The organism is Parabacteroides chinchillae, assembly GCF_900108035.1.
Lineage (GTDB): Bacteria > Bacteroidota > Bacteroidia > Bacteroidales > Tannerellaceae > Parabacteroides > Parabacteroides chinchillae.
Map to the genome: position 1 here is coordinate 159681 of NZ_FNVS01000005.1, position 14402 is coordinate 174082.

Below are 14402 nucleotides of genomic sequence, written 5' to 3' on the forward strand. Positions count from 1 at the left end.
TTAATCCGGATGTACCCAGCGGAACAGACGGTCCCAGCGAATACCGCCGTCAAACAGGCTACGGTCTTTGTCTAAAGATAACCAGATAAGGATAGGCTTACCAACAATATGATCTTCGGGTACGAAGCCCCATGAACGGCTGTCGGCACTGTTGTGACGGTTGTCGCCCATCATGAAGTAGTAATCATACTTAAAGGTGTAAGATGTTTCCGGTTTACCGTTTATATATACTTTGCCGTCTTTTACTTCCAGCGTATTGTTTTCATAGTTCTTGATGCATCGGCCGTATAATGCCAGATTACGTTCCGTCAAAGGAATTGTAGCTTCTTTCTTCGGTATCCATAACGGGCCGAAGTTATCGCGCGTCCATCCTGTGTTATATCCTGCCGGATAGTAAGTAGAGCCACCTAAATCATCCGGTTCAATAACAACTTTGTTCACATTCGGAAGTTTTTCTGCAATGGCCAGCGCTTTCTTTGTAAGTGGTAAATGGTAAACCGGGTTGTATTGTCCGCCCTGGCCCGGTGTGAAGCCAAGGAATGAAAGCAATTTGTCGTTGGAGACAATCATCCGGTCGTCTTTGCTGACATCCATTAAACGGAACTGATCTTCGGTAATGGGTGATCCGTTTGTTTCAACGTAGTAGTTAAACTGCATTTTTTCAGGATTCTTCGCAGCTTTGCCGTCTATATATACCTGGTTGTTGCGGACTTCAATTGTGTCACCCGGCATACCGATGCATCGTTTCACATAATTTTCCCGCTTATCTACGGGACGATAGATGACATCGCCGAAAGTAGCTTTGTCCAGGTGTATACGATCGCGTCCTACTTCTTCTATCAATGTATAATAATCGGGATTCTGCACTTTCAGGGCAACAGTGTCACCGGCCGGGAAATTAAACACTACGATATCGTTACGTTTTACGTTTCCGAAACCTTTTACCCGTTTGTAGCCCCATTCCGGCCAATCCAGATATGACTTGGTATTCAGGATTGGCAATGTATTCTGGACTAACGGAAAAGAAACCGGGGTATTTGGTACACGGGGGCCATAGCTCAGTTTGCTAACGAATAGATAGTCGCCTACCAACAATGATTTCTCAAGTGAAGATGTAGGTATCTGGTAGTTCTGGAAAACGAACAGGTTGATGAAATAGACAGCAATTAAAGCAAACAGTATATCGTCTATCCATTCTAATATATTGCGTACTTTCGGATTCTTGGAACGTTTCCAGGCACCCCATGGAATATATTGTGTCAGGAATATGTCGATTAGTACGATAATACCCAATAAAAGCCATGCATTTTGCATCCAAAGGCAAAATAAGGCGTATAATATGGTTGCAATGCCGAATTTAATCCATTGCTTTTTAGTGAACTTCTTCATTTTATTATTATCGGTATTTAAAATTTAAACAGATCGTCCATTCCTAAAAAACCCTGTTTGCCTGCAGTAAACTCAGCAGCTATTACAGCTCCTAAAGCAAAACCGGCACGGCTCTTGGCATCGTGCTTGATACTGATATAGTCTACTTCCGAATCGTAAACTATTTCGTGTATGCCTGGTACTTCGCCTTCCCGGATGGCATGGATAGGGAGGTCGGAAGGCTTTTCTGCAGTCTCCAACGTCCAACGTTCTTTACGATCTATGTTTTCAATTATGCCTTCTGCCAGAGTGATAGCAGTACCGCTCGGTGCATCCAGTTTATGAATGTGGTGAGTTTCCGTCATGCTAACATCGTATGAAGGGAAGTTGTTCATTATTTTGGCAAGGTATTTATTTAATGCAAAGAAGATATTCACGCCAATGCTAAAGTTGGAAGCGTAGAAAAAAGTCTTGCCTTCTGTGGCGCATATCTTTTTTATTTCGTCTATGTGGTCTAGCCAGCCTGTAGTTCCCGAAACAACCGGGACATTTGCTGCAAAACATTTCATGTAATTATCGAAAGCAGTTGCCGGAGTGGTAAATTCTATTGCCACGTCTGCACTTTTAAAAGCGTCCGAATGTATTTCTTCAGGGTTGTTTACATCTACTATAGACACGATCTGATGTCCTCTGTCAAGTGCAATCTGTTCAATGGTTTTACCCATCTTGCCGTAACCGATAAGTGCAATTTTCATATTTTGGTAATTGTATTTGAAACTATTCGAGTCAAATGTTTGATAATTAATGCTGCAAATATATAGAAAATGGATTAGATTTGTAGCATAAATCTTAACTCTGAAAGAATATGGAACGTTTATTACACTATGTTTGGAAATATAAGCTATATCCTTCTGCTCCTTTAGTTACTACCGGTGGGGTTTCCATCGAGGTACTAGACCCCGGTACTCTTAATACAAATGCCGGCCCAGATTTTTTCAATGCCAAAGTGAAAATGGATGATACTGTTTGGGCAGGAAGTGTTGAGATACACGATAAAGCTTCCGATTGGTTTCTTCATAAGCATGATAAGGATAAGGCTTATGATTCGGTAATTCTTCATGTAACGGCCTGTGATGATGCGACTATATATCGTATGAATGGCGAACCTGTCCCTCAATTTGTTTTATCTGTTCCGGATAATGTCAGGCAAAATATAGAATGGCTTTTGCTTCGCGATATTCCGGTTCCCTGTATTTCCTGTATACAGATGATAGAACCCTTGCATCTTTCGATTTGGACGGATGCTTTGCTTAGTGAACGTTTAGAGCGTAAAACACGTGATATAGAGTTGCTTTTGGAACAACATAATAATGATTGGAATGAAGTTTTTTATGTTACTTTAACGCGTAATTTCGGCTTTGGGGTTAATAACGATGCCTTTGAATGGTTGGCAAAGAGCTTGCCGTTACGTTATATTCAAAAACAAAGGAGTAGCAGTTCACAGATCGAAGCCTTGTTGTTTGGCCAGGCAGGAATGTTGGAGGAGGATAATGATTGCCATTATTACCGGTTATTGCAAAGGGAATATCGTTTTTTGCGACATAAATTCGGATTGAAACCGTTAGACGAATCATTGTTTAAGAGTTTACGTATCCGTCCGGTTAATTTCCCTCATCTGAAACTTGCTCAACTCGCGGCAATATGGGTACAACATGATACTTTATTCTCAGCAATATTGGATGCATATAGTACCGGAGAAATAAAAAAATACTTCCGTATTAGTCCGTCTGATTATTGGAGGACACATTATCATTTCCGTTATGCTTCTCCTGAAAAAGAGAAACCGATGGGCGAAAATGCACTGAATATTCTTTTGATCAATACGGTTGTCCCGATGTTGTTTGCATACGGAAAGCGCAATAAACTTCCTGAATACTGTGAAAGATCAATGCGTTTACTCGAAAGCATTCCTCCGGAACGGAACCATATTGTTGCAATTTTTACGAATGCGGGAATGTTAGTTCGTAATGCAGGAGATACACAGGCGCTTATCCAACTTAAACGGGAATATTGTGAGAAAAAGAAATGCCTGTATTGCAGGATTGGTTTTCGTTTGATAAAACGGAGTAATTTGCCTATTTTTGTCCCCGCTATAAACAGTCAGATCAAATGAATGACAAATATATAAGAAACAGTTTACAGCTATTTGCCGGTTTGTTCCTGCTGGTAGCAATTTATTCATGTGCGAACATGGCTACGCCTACCGGCGGTCCTTATGATGAGAATCCTCCTAAATTTATAAGTAGTACACCTGTTCCGAATCAGACCAACTATAAAGGCAAGAAGGTAGAAATCCTTTTTGATGAGTTGATACAGATAGATAAACCTTCCGAAAACGTAATCATCACCCCACCTCAGATGGAACTGCCTATTGTACGTACTGCAGGCCGTAAGGCTGTGGTTGAATTGATGGATACATTAAAGCCCAACACGACGTACACGATAGACTTTACCAACTCTATTTCCGATAATAACGAAAAGAACGTATTCGAGAACTTCTCTTTTGCTTTTTCTACCGGAGATATAATCGATACATTAGAGGTTGCCGGTACATTATTGAATGCTGAAAATCTGGAACCTATGCCTGGCATAATGATAGGCTTGCATGATAATCTTGAAGATTCTGCATTTGTGAAACTTCCGTTTGTACGTACTTCGCGCACAAACGATAAAGGACAGTTTACAATCCGGAATATTTCTCCGGGCAAATATCACGTATTTGCTTTAAATGATGTGAACCGCGATTATAAATTTGATCAGCCGGGAGAAGATATTGCTTTTCTCGATTCCGTTATTGTTCCTACATTTGAATTTGCTTCCCGGCAAGATACAATATGGAAAGACAGTTTGACGATTGATACTATACTTACCGTAGGTTATACGCACTTCTTGCCCGATAATATAGAGCTTCGTCTTTTCAAAGAAAAGTTCGGCCGGCAATATATGCTTAAACCTGAGCGTACACAGGAAAATAAACTGTCATTGCGCTTTAACTCTGCTTTGGATACAATTCCGGCTCTTGTACCTGTAAATTTTGCTCCGGCTGATAGCAGTTGGTATCTGGTACAGGAGGCAGATGGAAAAACGGCTATTCATTATTGGCTGACGGATCCTCTTGTCTGGCAACAAGATACCTTATTTGTTTCCGTAACTTATCCGAAAAGTGACTCGGTAAATGTTTTGCAGGCACAAACAGATACGGTTCAATTCTTGATGCGCCATCGTCCTGATAAGAAAAAGAAGAAAAAAGGTGACGATGCAGATACGCCTCCTCTTCTTGGCCTAAACATTAATTTACAAGGCTCGATGAACTTATTCGATACAATATCCGTTGTATTTGATGAACCGGTTGTCGATTTAAAGAAAGAGGTTTTCTTCTTGGATCAGAAAGTAGATACGCTCTGGAAGCCGGTGGAGTTTGATTTTGTACCCGATACGACCAATGCGCTCGGTTTCTTTATTAACCGCCCCTGGAAGTATGGAGAAGAATATCGTTTGGAAATAGACTCTGCTACCATACAAAGCATATATGGCAAGTGGAATGATTTCTTTACCGGTGAGTTTAAAATTAAGAAGAAAGATGAATATGGACATTTGTATATAAATATAATCGGAGTAGACACAACGGCTTATGTAGAGCTTTTGAATGGTAACGACCAACCTGTGCGGAAAGCGAAAGTAAAAGACGGAGGTGCTTTATTTATGGACTTGAAACCAGATAAGTATTACGCCCGTTTAGTATTGGATGTGAATGGAAACGGGAAATGGGATACAGGAAAATATTCCGATAAACAGCAGCCTGAAATGGTCTTCTATTGTCCGAAACAACTTAATGTTATGCAAAATTGGGAAGTAGAAGAAACCTGGGATATCCATGCTGCTCCCTTTAATCGTCAGAAACCTTTGGATATAACGAAGAATAAGCCGAAAGAATTAACCAAGAAGAAAAGGGATTACAAGAATGAAGGAAGACAATCGTCATCGCAAAACTCAGGACGTGCCGGAATGCCGTTCTAGGGTTTATCTTTATATACTGCTTCTTTTGCTGATAGGAGGGGTGGGTTATATCCGGGCACAGGGTTTACCTACAAACAGATATTTCACTCATGGTGAACGGGTAGACTATGATCTCTATTTTAAATGGGGCATTCTGATGCCAAAAGCGGGGCTTGCAACACTTTCTATTAAAGATTCCAAGTATGAAGGAAATTCATCGTGGCATTATCGGTTACTTTTTCGTACATCGGGTATGATGGAAAAGGTTTTTAAGATGCGTGATACGATAGATTGCCATTTTTCTTATGATGATGCTAGGTTATTGTTTAGTTCCAAACGGACAAATGAAGGTGATTATTATTTAATTGATAATCTGAGTTTCTCTTATAATGAAGGAAATGTATCTGTCCGTTCGCACAGATATAATTTGAAGACGACGAAGATTGATACCATATTAACAGCTCAGGGACGTATGTTCGATATGCTTGGGGCGACCATGTATTTGCGGGCTTTGGATTGGGACAAGATGTCTTATGGTGATACGTTTCCTTTTTTGATAGCTATCGGGCGCGATCTGGTTAATGTGAGTTACCGTTATTCCGGACAACAGATTGTAGAACGTGGCGATGCCAAATACCGTACCCGTCATTTTTATATTGATATTATTGATGAGGCTTTTACTCAGAATAAAGAAGCAGCCGAAGTCTGGATAGGCGACGATCAGAATCATCTTCCCATTAAAATACGGGCAAAACTGAAGATAGGGGCAGCCGAAGTCTATTATAATTCATCTTATAATTTACGCTATCCGTTAGACTGTCGCGTCGTTTTTCCTAAACGCTAGCGAAATGTTTTTTCCCTGATTGCCGGTATGTATGGAAATAGATCCTCTTCTTTGCGGTTGCGGAGAGGTGGTATCTCTATTTGTATCGTATTGATGCGGTAGAAGAGGTCTTCTCTGAATAGTCCCTGCTTTACCATATCAGGTAGATTACGGTTGGTTGCCGCTATGAGGCGTATGTCTACAGGTATCCGTTTACTTAGCAAGCAAGTGTAAAAATATTTGACGGTTGCAGTAGGGAATTAATATCGATTCCATATCTTTGTAGGGTAGTAACTATCAATAAAAGATTTATTATGACGCAATTAGATTTACAGGCACGGAAACTCAACCTGATACAAGACATCATCAACACCATTGATAATGAAGAGCTGATGAGCCGTCTGGAAGCTGCTTATAAGCGCCTCAAGAAGTCTGCCTCGCCTGCTGCAAAACGTCCTTGCACCTATACGCTTGAAGAAGTGGAGGAGCGGTTGGATGAAGCTGTAAAGGCAGATAAAGCAGGTGATTATGTAACTCATGAAGATGTACTTAAAGAAATGGAATTGTGGTAGAAATGAAGATTTTTTGGCTAAAACCTGCTTTGGATGATTTACGTAAGATACGGGCTTATTATACTGATAATGCCGGGCTTATTAGTACAGGTAAGCGTATACGAAAGATTACGGAATCTATTTCTTGTCTTTCAGCGAACCCTTTTTTAGGGAAAGATGCGGTTGAAATTAAAAGGCCATCCCAACAGTATCGTTATTTAGTATGCGGAGATTATAAGGTTTTTTACTATATCAAAAATAATGTGGTGAAGATTGCCATGTTGTGGGATTGCTGCCAAAACCCAATCCGCCTTATAGATAAATTCAAATAACCGAAAACCTTCCCATCCCTTCATATACGGTCATAATTCTTCCGGTGCTTTGCAGCGGAAGCAAACGCCTATGCCCTGAATTAAAGAAATTCATCATCCTGATGTCTGCATCGTATACTAGTAGCCGAATGTCCGGCAATGGTTAGCCCGTTTCTCCTTAACAACTAGTCGTCCGACGTACGTAAATCGATTGTCCGCCGCCCGTAGAACGATCGTCCTCTGGACGGTGAACGACTGTCCGACGTCCAGAGGACGATTGATAGTTCGAGGGGAAAAATATAGAAGATGCCGATAAAAAGAGTAACATTTCCCATTATCCAGGCTAACGCCCGGGTGTAAATCTTTTTTACACTGGCTTATATCCGTCATATACGGAAGATATACAGGCCAAGATGGAGAGCTTTAAGAAGCAACTGGAAAAGATACCGGACGTACGCAAGGTCTCTGTCTCGGGGGCGGTGCCGGGTGTGGAGGTGGCTAACTTTTATTACGATTGTCCGTCAGGTATGGCGTGTTGTCCGCCTGCGTCCGATGTGCATATTAAGGAATGAATAATTAAATAAAAAACAGAATATGATTAAGACAGAGAATTTATCCATGGTCTTCACAACAGAAGATGTACAGACGAAAGCATTATTCTTTCAGGAACGGTACTATATGTTTATGTATAATTTCCGGCTGGTTCAGATTGTGCCCGGTGTTGGGCAAGATTACTAATTCCGAATTGGGAATTGTGCAGTGTGCTTCTTCGAAACAAGCTGTTTCGAAGAAGAAATCTTTATCTCCTCCTATAATGAGGGTTGGAGATTGGATAGTTGCCGCCGCCTCTTTGGAAAGATATACTTCTGTTTGCCATAATGGGCGCATGTAAGTTATCAGGGAATCCATTCTTGCAAGGTCATTAGGGGACGCATCCGCTCCCAAGCGGTCTTTGCCTGTTACCGTTTTTATCCAGTTTACGCCTTCCGGTTTGTAGTCGGAATAGCGGAAACAACCGGCCAGCGAAATAATACGGTCTATACGTTGAGGATAAAGGGCGGCTAAACAATAGGCTGTAACTCCTCCGTCACTGAATCCTACAACCGAAGCCTTTCTTTCTTTCTCGTTGTCTAATACGGCTATTATGTCTTCTGCAAATAAGCCGAAAGAGTAAGGGCGGTTTCCTAACGTAGACCTGTTATGTCCGCGAAATGAAATTGCAATTACTTTGTGTGCCTTTTTCAGGCTGTCCGCCAGAGAAGTATATCCGTCTATGTTTCCTAAGCCGCCATGTAATATGACAACAGGTTTTCCTTGCCCGGATACTTCATAATAGATAAGCGCATCGCCACGATCTGCGTATTTTGCCTGTTTTTGTGCCGTAAGATGGGGCATGGTTCCGAGTAGCAGGAGAAGGAAAAGTATTTTTGCTGTTTTCATTTCTGTATATTATTCAATAGGGGGGGAAGGGGAGTTCTGTGTCTTTGCGATAGCCGGTGCCGTTGAAGGTGGCAATCAGTTCGCCGGCTTCGTTAGTGATGCTGACTTCGCAATTGGCCAGCCGTTTGTGGCTGAACACTTCACGTGCTTCGGCATACAGGTAGCCACGGCTCTCGGCTTTGAAGAAGTTGATGCTGGAGGTGATGGAGAGCGTTAGCCGGGCGTGGCTGTTGGTGGCTGCTGCAAAGGCCAGATCGGCCAGGGTAAAGATTGCACCGCCTTGACATACTCCGCCTCCGTTCAGGTGCTCCGGTTTGATCTCCATACGGGCTTTAGCGTAACCATTGCCTGTTTCTGTCAATTCTACACCTGCCAGAAGGGCAAATTTATCTCCTTGAAGGAATTCGTTTATTGTCATTTTGATATGTTATATGGTTTATTCAGTGTTATTTTGAAATGTTTTTGCTTTGATATTTCCTTTTTAGGCCTACAAAACCATTACCGCCCTTACGGTGAAGCCTCCGTAGGCCTGCAAAACCGTTACCAACGCGTGGGTAGTCCTTTCGTAGGCCTACAAAGCCTTCACAGCTGCTCGGGTGAAACATTTGTAGGGCTACAAAACATCCGCCGGAGCTCCGGTGAAGGTTCTGTAGCCCTACGGAGGCTTCGCAGCCGCAGCTGCGAAATCAGTTACTTAGCTTCCACTCTGCGCCGTCCTTCGTGTCTTTTATTTCGAAGCCGAGGGCGGTCAGTTCGTTGCGTATCTTGTCCGAAGTTGCCCAGTCTTTGTTTGCTTTGGCCTGTTGGCGGATGGATAATAAAAGGTCTACCGCTTTGCCAAACGTTTCGTAGTTGTTGCCTCCGGCAGACGCTTCGTCTTTCATTCCCAGAATGTCGAAGATGAATGTGTGGAATACATCTTTCAATTCTTCCAGGTCTTCGGCAGAGATGGTTGCTTTGCCGTCTTTTACGGAGTTGATGGCGCGGCAGGCGTCGAAGAGGTTGGAGATGACGATTGGTGAGTTGAGGTCGTCGTTCATCGCCTCGTAGCATCTCTGGCGCAGTCCTTTTACGTCTACGGATGAGGTGGCCGATGGTTGCAGCTTTTGCAAATGGCTGTAAGCTTCCATCAGACGGCTTAGCCCCTTTTCGGATGCTTCCAACGCTTCATTGCTGAAGTCTACCGTGCTGCGGTAGTGTGCCTGGAGAATAAAGAAGCGGATCGTCATCGGAGAATAGGCGTGGTGCAACATATTATGGTTGCCTGTGAAGAATTCTTCCAGTGTAATGAAGTTGCCTAGCGATTTGCCCATCTTTTGCCCGTTGATCGTAATCATATTGTTGTGCATCCAGTAGTGTACCATGTCGTCGCCTTGCGAGGCTACGGCTTGTGCAATCTCGCATTCGTGGTGGGGGAAGATCAGATCCATGCCGCCGCCATGTATGTCGAAGTGCTCGCCCAGATATTTCTTACCCATGGCTGTACATTCGCAGTGCCAGCCGGGGAAACCGTTGCTCCAGGGTGAGGGCCAGCGCATGATATGTTCGGGCTGCGCACATTTCCAGAGGGCGAAGTCTACCGCATTGTGCTTCTCGTCTTGTCCGTCCAGTGCACGGGTTGTGTTGAGCATATCTTCGATGTTGCGTCCTGAGAGTACACCGTAGTTATGGTCTTTGTTGTATTTCTCTACGTCGAAGTAAACAGAACCCCGGCTTTCGTAGGCATAGCCGTTGTCCAGTATTTTCTTTACCAGTTCGATCTGTTCGATGATATGCCCGGAGGCGTGTGGTTCGATGCTTGGCGGAAGAACATTTAATTCTTCCATGGCGTGATGGTAACGGTTCAGATAATATTGAACCACTTCCATTGGCTCCAGTTGTTCCAGACGGGCTTTCTTGGCAATCTTGTCTTCGCCTTCGTCGGCATCATGTTCCAAATGGCCTACATCGGTGATGTTGCGCACATACCGTACCTTATAGCCCAGATGGGTGAGGTAGCGGAACAAGAGGTCGAAGGTGATAGCCGGACGCGCATGTCCCAGATGAGCATCTCCATATACGGTAGGACCGCAAACGTACATGCCTGCATGCGGTTCGTGCAGGGGTACGAATTGTTCTTTCTTTCGTGTAAGCGTGTTGTAAATGTGCAATGGATGTTCCATATCTATACGTTTTTAAGAGTCGCAAATATAGGAATAATCTCCCTGTATGGCAACCTGTTTATGCGGTATTACGTTAATTTAGTTTGCTGCCGGAACCGTATTGCAGACGATGTTGAAATTAAAGTGGTACCTTTGCCATGTAATCGTTTTTTATAGAGAATGAAGATACGTGCATTGACAGTTTTATTTTTGATGATATCTTGCATTTTGCAGATGACGGCGCAGGACAATGTGGCTGTGTGTGATAGTGCCGGGAAGAGAATTCCTGTTGTAGAGTATAAGTTCAATCCCAAATCATTGATCCTTCCGGCCTCTTTAATAACAGTAGGTGCCGTTGGTACGGCTATCGACGGCATGAGCGACTTCCATCTGTTTACCCGCAAAGAGTCGGTGAAGAAGATACATATAGACGATTATATGGAGTGGGGGATGCTGGCCTGGCCTTTTTTATGTGACTTGATGGGAAAAGAGAAGCATAACTGGGCAGATCAGCTTTGCCTTGTTGTGCTGGCCGAAGGTTTAAATGCCGGTATGACCCGTACTCTGAAATATACGGTGAAAGAACCGCGCCCCGACGGAGGAGCTTACTCCTTCCCGTCCGGTCATACGGCAAATGCTTTTTTAGGGGCACATATGGCATATAAGGAGTTTAAGGATAGTAATGCCTGGCTGGCCTATTCCGGTTATGCCCTGGCTACTTTCGTAGCATGTTCCCGTTTGTACAATAATCGTCATTGGGTGGCGGATGTGGTGGCAGGTGCCGGATTTGGAATCTTATCTGTAGAGTTGTCTTATTTGATTTATTTTCCGATACGGAATGCCATCGCCCGTAAAATTAACCTTAAAAAGACGAATAGCCTGGTGCTGTCGCCCGTCGTGAATGAATATGGGGGAGGTTTGTATCTTTCTTATTCCTTTTAAATGCAAACCGGATTCCAGAGACTTTGGAGTTATGCTTGCAGAGTGTCTGGAGTTATCGCTGTAAAGTCTGTAGAGTTACCGCTGCATACGCTATGGAGTTATGCCTGCAGACACTTTGCAAGCATAACTCCAAACTGTTTGGACTAATTATAGTGCTCTCTTTGGTTCACTTCCAGCAACTCTTCTAAGTAAGTACGGTCGTTGCTCAGGCGTGGAATCTTATGCTGCCCTCCTAGTTTGCCTTTCTGCTTGAGCCAGTCGTAAAATACGCCTTCTTTTGATATTATTATTTCCAGAGGCTGGAGGGAAATGTCTTTATACCGTTTTGCTTCGTAGTCTGAGTTGAGTTCCTGCAAGTGTTTATCCAACAATGCTGCAAATTCACTGATTGATGGAGGCATTTCTTCAAATTCGATAAACCACTGGTGACGGCCTTTGGCTTTGTCTAATATAAAAAGAGGAGCGGCTGTATACTCATTTACTTTAGCTCCGGTTTCTCTACAAGTGAGACTAAGAGCCTTGTCTGCATTATCAACCATTAATTCTTCACCGAATGCGTTGATATAATGTTTGGTTCTTCCCGAAATGACGAATTTATGAGGGAAAAGCGAGGTGAAGCGTACGGTATCTCCAATCTGATAACGCCATAATCCTCCGGTTGTAGAGATAACCATTGCATAGTTTTTGTTGGTCTCTACCGCCTCCAGCGGCAAAACGGTGGGATTAGAGGTTCCTACTTCGTTCATGGGAATAAATTCGTAAAATATACCATAATCCTGCATCATCAGCAGACTGGGGTTATCGGGATCGTCTTGTATCCCGAAAAAACCTTCGGACGCATTATAGGTTTCAACATAATGCATTTTGCCGGAAGGGATCAATGCCTTGTATTGGTCGCGGTAAGGTTCGAAGCTGATACCGCCGTGGAAAAAGACTTCCAGGTTAGGCCATACTTCGGTTAAGTTTTCTTTTCCTGCTTTTTGAAGAATAGCTTTAATCAGTACCAGCATCCATGAAGGTACACCGGAAAGGCTGTTTACATCCTTATTCCAGGTGTTTTCTACAATTGCTTTTATTTTGCTTTCCCATTCGTCCATCAGTATAACGCGTTTACTCGGAACCCGCATCAGGTTGACAAGCGGACTAAGGTTCTGTAATAAAACGGCCGACAGGTCGCCACAATGAGCTTGTGCATTAAGTGGTGACGGACTATGGCTGCCTCCTAGTATCAGGTCTTTCTTAGAGAAAAAGCGGCTTTCGGGATTATTGCGAAGGTAGAGGGCTACACAATCAAAACCTCCCTTATAGTGGCATCCCCGCAGTATTTCGTTTGTTACAGGTAAAAATTTGCTTTTATCATTCGTTGTACCGCTGCTTTTGGCATACCATCGAATGATAGAGGGCCAAAGAATATTTCTTTCTCCATTTATCATCCGTTCAACATAAGGTTTGATATCATCATACGTTTGCAAAGGTACCCGTTGACGATAATCTTCATAGCTGCGTATACTTTTATAATCGTATTTTCTTCCCCACTCGGTACATCTGGCACCGGCTAGAAGAGCATGCAGCTGTCTACGCTGGATTATATCGGTATCCTGCCCAAACTTCTCAATATTTTTCTGACGTTGTAGAAAAAATAGTGAAATCGCTTTTGTTAAAATATCCATGCTCCCTATTTTGTATTGGACACAAATGTAGGCATTCTCTTTTTATTTATATCTTTGCCTAATAATAAATTAACGTTACTATGAAAATAGGGATTCTCTCATCCGGCGGCGATTGCCCTGGTATCAATGCTACAATACGTGGCGTTGGCAAGACTGCTATCATGCACTATGGAATGGATGTAATAGGAATCCACAGCGGCTTTATAGGCCTTCTGAATAAGGATATACAGACCTTTGATGAGAGAAGCCTCTCCGGAATACTTAATCTGGGAGGGACTATTCTGGGAACTTCTCGTGAAAAGCCTTTTCGTAAATTATTAGCTTCGGGCGATACTGAAAAGCCTCAGATTATTAAGCAGAATTATGAAGAATTAGGATTAGATTGTCTTGTATGCATAGGAGGAAACGGCACGCAGAAAACGGCGAATCTCCTTGCCCGCTTAGGATTGAACGTAATAGGCGTTCCTAAGACGATCGATAATGACGTTTGGGGAACGGATATTACTTTTGGATTCGATACGGCAGTTAACATTGCAACCGAATCTATAGACCGCCTGCATTCCACTGCAAGTTCTCATAAAAGAGTGATGGTTGTGGAAGTTATGGGACATCATGCCGGCTGGATTGCTTTATATGCCGGTATGGCCGGAGGGGCGGATGTTATTTTATTGCCCGAATTGGGGTATGACATTAACAAGGTAAATGAAGCAATTCTGAATCGTGCCCACCGCGGAAAGCCCTATTCTATTGTTGTTGTTGCCGAAGGTATTGATACTCCGGACAAAAAACGTCCGTCTGATTATATTACGAAAGAAATAGAGGCCGTTACGGGCATTGAGACTCGCGATACTGTATTAGGGTATACACAGCGGGGAGGAAATCCGTCTCCTTTTGACCGTAACCTTGCTACACGTCTTGGAGGTCACGCTACGGAATTGATTGCTAATAGACAATTCGGAAGGATGGTGTGCATGAAAGGGGCGTCTGTCGGATCTATTCCTCTATCGGAAGTGGCAGGTAAGCTAAAACTTGTAACACCGGAGCACGATTTGATTATTCAAGGAAAAAGGATGGGGGTAACATTCGGGAAATAAAATAAA

General features: G+C 43.1%; 13 protein-coding genes and 1 pseudogene. 7 read left to right on the forward strand and 7 right to left on the reverse strand.

Annotated elements, in window-relative coordinates; genetic code table 11:
• Complete coding sequence (lepB, locus tag C4S38_RS05550; RefSeq protein ID WP_103982886.1) at positions 1-1389, reverse strand: signal peptidase I; 1389 nt, start codon at positions 1387-1389, stop codon at positions 1-3.
• A gap of 17 nt (positions 1390-1406) precedes the next feature.
• The gene (dapB, locus tag C4S38_RS05555) at positions 1407-2123 is read right to left on the reverse strand and encodes a 4-hydroxy-tetrahydrodipicolinate reductase (RefSeq protein ID WP_103982887.1); all 717 of its coding nucleotides are present in this window, start codon (positions 2121-2123) and stop codon (positions 1407-1409) included.
• Positions 2124-2233: 110 nt separating this feature from the next.
• Between dapB and C4S38_RS05560 the strand changes: the two genes are divergently transcribed.
• The 3 genes from C4S38_RS05560 to C4S38_RS05570 are packed head-to-tail and all read left to right on the forward strand — an operon-like array spanning position 2234 to position 6268.
• Positions 2234-3541 carry a DUF2851 family protein gene (locus tag C4S38_RS05560; RefSeq protein ID WP_103982888.1) on the forward strand — a complete coding sequence of 436 codons (1308 nt, stop codon included), beginning with the start codon at positions 2234-2236 and terminating at the stop codon, positions 3539-3541.
• The gene (locus C4S38_RS05565; RefSeq protein ID WP_103982889.1) at positions 3538-5445 is read left to right on the forward strand and encodes an Ig-like domain-containing protein; all 1908 of its coding nucleotides are present in this window, start codon (positions 3538-3540) and stop codon (positions 5443-5445) included. Before C4S38_RS05560 ends, C4S38_RS05565 begins: the two co-directional genes overlap by 4 nt.
• Entirely contained in the window at positions 5390-6268 is an 879-nt protein-coding gene (locus tag C4S38_RS05570; protein WP_103982890.1) for a DUF3108 domain-containing protein, read from the forward strand. The genes C4S38_RS05565 and C4S38_RS05570 overlap by 56 nt, the downstream gene beginning before the upstream one ends.
• A 44-nt stretch (positions 6269-6312) precedes the next feature.
• Here the strand turns inward: C4S38_RS05570 and C4S38_RS05575 are convergent.
• Positions 6313-6465 (reverse strand): annotated as a pseudogene (locus tag C4S38_RS05575) (sigma 54-interacting transcriptional regulator); the annotation flags it as partial.
• Positions 6466-6561: 96 nt separating this feature from the next.
• Here C4S38_RS05575 and C4S38_RS05580 point away from each other — a divergent pair.
• Positions 6562-6819: a hypothetical protein gene (locus C4S38_RS05580; protein WP_099464739.1), complete on the forward strand. Its 258-nt coding sequence runs from the start codon at positions 6562-6564 to the stop codon at positions 6817-6819.
• A gap of 2 nt (positions 6820-6821) precedes the next feature.
• On the forward strand, positions 6822-7130 hold the full coding sequence (locus C4S38_RS05585) for a type II toxin-antitoxin system RelE/ParE family toxin (RefSeq protein WP_103982891.1): 309 nt from the start codon (positions 6822-6824) through the stop codon (positions 7128-7130).
• Between the two features lie 633 nt (positions 7131-7763).
• Here C4S38_RS05585 and C4S38_RS05590 read toward each other — a convergent pair.
• From C4S38_RS05590 to cysS, 3 genes are all read right to left on the reverse strand, one after another.
• Positions 7764-8549: an alpha/beta fold hydrolase gene (locus tag C4S38_RS05590; RefSeq protein ID WP_103982892.1), complete on the reverse strand. Its 786-nt coding sequence runs from the start codon at positions 8547-8549 to the stop codon at positions 7764-7766.
• Between the two features lie 13 nt (positions 8550-8562).
• Positions 8563-8967, reverse strand: a complete 405-nt coding sequence (locus tag C4S38_RS05595; protein ID WP_103982893.1) for a PaaI family thioesterase — start codon at positions 8965-8967, stop codon at positions 8563-8565.
• A gap of 268 nt (positions 8968-9235) precedes the next feature.
• Positions 9236-10711 carry a cysteine--tRNA ligase gene (cysS, locus tag C4S38_RS05600; protein ID WP_103982894.1) on the reverse strand — a complete coding sequence of 492 codons (1476 nt, stop codon included), beginning with the start codon at positions 10709-10711 and terminating at the stop codon, positions 9236-9238.
• Between the two features lie 213 nt (positions 10712-10924).
• Here cysS and C4S38_RS05605 point away from each other — a divergent pair, with 213 nt between their 5' ends.
• Positions 10925-11632 (forward strand): phosphatase PAP2 family protein, encoded by a 708-nt coding sequence (locus tag C4S38_RS05605; protein WP_234999298.1) that lies wholly within the window; start codon positions 10925-10927, stop codon positions 11630-11632.
• A 143-nt stretch (positions 11633-11775) separates the two neighbouring features.
• Here the strand turns inward: C4S38_RS05605 and C4S38_RS05610 are convergent, their stop codons facing one another.
• Positions 11776-13302: a GH3 auxin-responsive promoter family protein gene (locus C4S38_RS05610; RefSeq protein ID WP_103982896.1), complete on the reverse strand. Its 1527-nt coding sequence runs from the start codon at positions 13300-13302 to the stop codon at positions 11776-11778.
• Between the two features lie 80 nt (positions 13303-13382).
• Here C4S38_RS05610 and C4S38_RS05615 point away from each other — a divergent pair, with 80 nt between their 5' ends.
• Complete coding sequence (locus tag C4S38_RS05615; protein ID WP_103982897.1) at positions 13383-14396, forward strand: ATP-dependent 6-phosphofructokinase; 1014 nt, start codon at positions 13383-13385, stop codon at positions 14394-14396.
• The last annotated feature ends 6 nt before the right edge of the window (positions 14397-14402 follow it).

What these genes read in the sequence shown, in the direction of transcription:
- lepB (WP_103982886.1), bottom strand. Translation starts at nt 1,389, where the DNA reads ATGAAGAAGTTCACTAAAAAGCAATGGATTAAATTCGGCATTGCAACC.
- dapB (WP_103982887.1), bottom strand. Translation starts at nt 2,123, where the DNA reads ATGAAAATTGCACTTATCGGTTACGGCAAGATGGGTAAAACCATTGAA.
- C4S38_RS05560 (WP_103982888.1), top strand. Translation starts at nt 2,234, where the DNA reads ATGGAACGTTTATTACACTATGTTTGGAAATATAAGCTATATCCTTCT.
- C4S38_RS05565 (WP_103982889.1), top strand. Translation starts at nt 3,538, where the DNA reads ATGAATGACAAATATATAAGAAACAGTTTACAGCTATTTGCCGGTTTG.
- C4S38_RS05570 (WP_103982890.1), top strand. Translation starts at nt 5,390, where the DNA reads ATGAAGGAAGACAATCGTCATCGCAAAACTCAGGACGTGCCGGAATGC.
- C4S38_RS05580 (WP_099464739.1), top strand. Translation starts at nt 6,562, where the DNA reads ATGACGCAATTAGATTTACAGGCACGGAAACTCAACCTGATACAAGAC.
- C4S38_RS05585 (WP_103982891.1), top strand. Translation starts at nt 6,822, where the DNA reads ATGAAGATTTTTTGGCTAAAACCTGCTTTGGATGATTTACGTAAGATA.
- C4S38_RS05590 (WP_103982892.1), bottom strand. Translation starts at nt 8,549, where the DNA reads ATGAAAACAGCAAAAATACTTTTCCTTCTCCTGCTACTCGGAACCATG.
- C4S38_RS05595 (WP_103982893.1), bottom strand. Translation starts at nt 8,967, where the DNA reads ATGACAATAAACGAATTCCTTCAAGGAGATAAATTTGCCCTTCTGGCA.
- cysS (WP_103982894.1), bottom strand. Translation starts at nt 10,711, where the DNA reads ATGGAACATCCATTGCACATTTACAACACGCTTACACGAAAGAAAGAA.
- C4S38_RS05605 (WP_234999298.1), top strand. Translation starts at nt 10,925, where the DNA reads ATGACGGCGCAGGACAATGTGGCTGTGTGTGATAGTGCCGGGAAGAGA.
- C4S38_RS05610 (WP_103982896.1), bottom strand. Translation starts at nt 13,302, where the DNA reads ATGGATATTTTAACAAAAGCGATTTCACTATTTTTTCTACAACGTCAG.
- C4S38_RS05615 (WP_103982897.1), top strand. Translation starts at nt 13,383, where the DNA reads ATGAAAATAGGGATTCTCTCATCCGGCGGCGATTGCCCTGGTATCAAT.